Below are 1613 nucleotides of genomic sequence, written 5' to 3'. Positions count from 1 at the left end.
ACTGCCACACGGCGACCCCGCCGAACGTGGCCGCGGCCGCCAGGCAGGCCGCCAGCGCGAAGCGCGGCAGGGAGCGCAGACGCCGCGACGTCCCGCCGCCGTGCGGCCTCCCCGCGTCCGTGCCCGGGCCGGGGCCGCGCGTCAGCTTCGGGGGCTCCTGGCGGACGTTGGCGATCCGCCGCAGCACCCGGTCGCGCATCTCGGGCGACGCGGACGCGGAGACCGCGAGGCCCAGCCGTCCGGCTGTGGCCCGCAGCTCCGCGACCTCCCGCTCGCAGGAGGGGCAGGCGGTCAGATGCCGCTCGAACTTCTCGCGTTCGGCCTCCGGCAGCGCGTGCACGGCGTACGCGCCGGTCAGCGTGTGCAGTTCGGCGCCGCTCGTCACGCCGTCACCCCCAGGCAGTCGCGCAGGCGGATCAGTCCGTCCCGGAGCCGGGTCTTCACGGTGCCGAGCGGTTGCGCGAGCAGCTCGGCGACCTCGCGGTAGGTGAGGCCCCGGTAGTAGGCGAGGGTCACCGACTGGCGCTGGAGTTCGGTGAGCGTGCGCATGCACCGGCGCACCTGCTCACGCTCCAGCCGGGCCTCGACGGCCTCGGTGACCTCGTCGAAGGCGGGCGTCTGGTCCAGCAGTGCCGCCCGCTGCTCCCGGTCGGTGGCGGCCTGTGCCGAACGCACCCGGTCCACCGCACGACGGTGGGCGAAGGTCATCACCCACGACATGGCGCTGCCCTTGTCGGGCTGGAAGTGCGCGGCCGTACGCCACACCTCGACCAGGACCTCCTGAGTGACCTCCTCCGACTGCGCCGGGTCGCGCAGCACACTGCGCACCAGCCCGAGCACGGGTCCGGCGACCTGGTCGTAGACGGCCGCGAAGGCGTCCTGGTCGCCGCGTGCGACCTCTTTGAGCAGCTCTGCCAGATCCGGTCCGGCGCCGCCGCCCGTACCGGCGACGTGCACGGTCTCCTTCACGGCGTGCCGCCGTTCTCGCGTGCGCGGCCATGAGCGCGCGTGAGACGCGCGGCCTGTGCCGCCTGACGGTGATGCCGCGCGGGTCCGCGAAGCCTGGCCGAGCTCATGGTTCCTCCCGGGAGACGTCCTCAGGGATGCTTCGTGGCCGCGGCCCGCACGGATTGGTCCCGGAACGGACTTGTGCCGCCGCACCCCACGGCAGGCGCCGCCGCCCGGTTGTCCCGGGCGGCGGCGTCACCGGCCGCCGTGCGTCGGTTGCCCGTACGTACGCCGGTCGTCCCCGTGCCGAACTCCCGGCGGAGCTCAGCCCATCCAGTTCATCTCGGCCGGGTCGGGACCCAGCCGCGAGTCGCTGTTGAGCCCTGCGATGACGTCCAGGTCGCCCTCGTCCAGCTCGAAGTCGAAGACGTCGATGTTCTCCCGGATACGGGACGGGGTGACCGACTTGGGGATCACCACGTTGCCGATCTGCAGGTGCCAGCGGAGCACCACCTGGGCCGGGGTCTTGCCGTACTTGTCGGCGACGACCGTCAGCTTCGGCTCCTTGAGCAGGTCCTTGCCCTGCCCCAGCGGCGACCACGCCTCGGTCGCGATGCCGTGCTCGGCGTGGAACGCCCGCGGCTCGCCCTGCTGGAGGTGCGGGT

General features: G+C 73.4%; 3 protein-coding genes. All 3 read right to left on the bottom strand.

The window, feature by feature from the left end; all coding sequences use genetic code 11:
- Positions 1-385: RskA family anti-sigma factor (locus H5J26_RS30835; protein WP_181769233.1), on the bottom strand; the 385-nt coding region annotated here is incomplete at its 3' end.
- The gene (locus tag H5J26_RS30830) at positions 382-969 is read right to left on the bottom strand and encodes a sigma-70 family RNA polymerase sigma factor (protein ID WP_181769232.1); all 588 of its coding nucleotides are present in this window, start codon (positions 967-969) and stop codon (positions 382-384) included. The genes H5J26_RS30835 and H5J26_RS30830, both read right to left, overlap by 4 nt.
- Before the next feature lie 303 nt (positions 970-1272).
- On the bottom strand, positions 1273-1613 hold a 341-nt coding region (locus tag H5J26_RS30825), incomplete at its 5' end, for an aldo/keto reductase (RefSeq protein ID WP_181769231.1).

The organism is Streptomyces albidus (ex Kaewkla and Franco 2022) (assembly GCF_013870515.1).
Taxonomy (GTDB): Bacteria; Actinomycetota; Actinomycetes; order Streptomycetales; family Streptomycetaceae; genus Streptomyces; species Streptomyces albidus.
Note: the sequence above shows the minus strand (reverse complement) of the source record. Positions and strands in the feature narration are given on the sequence as shown.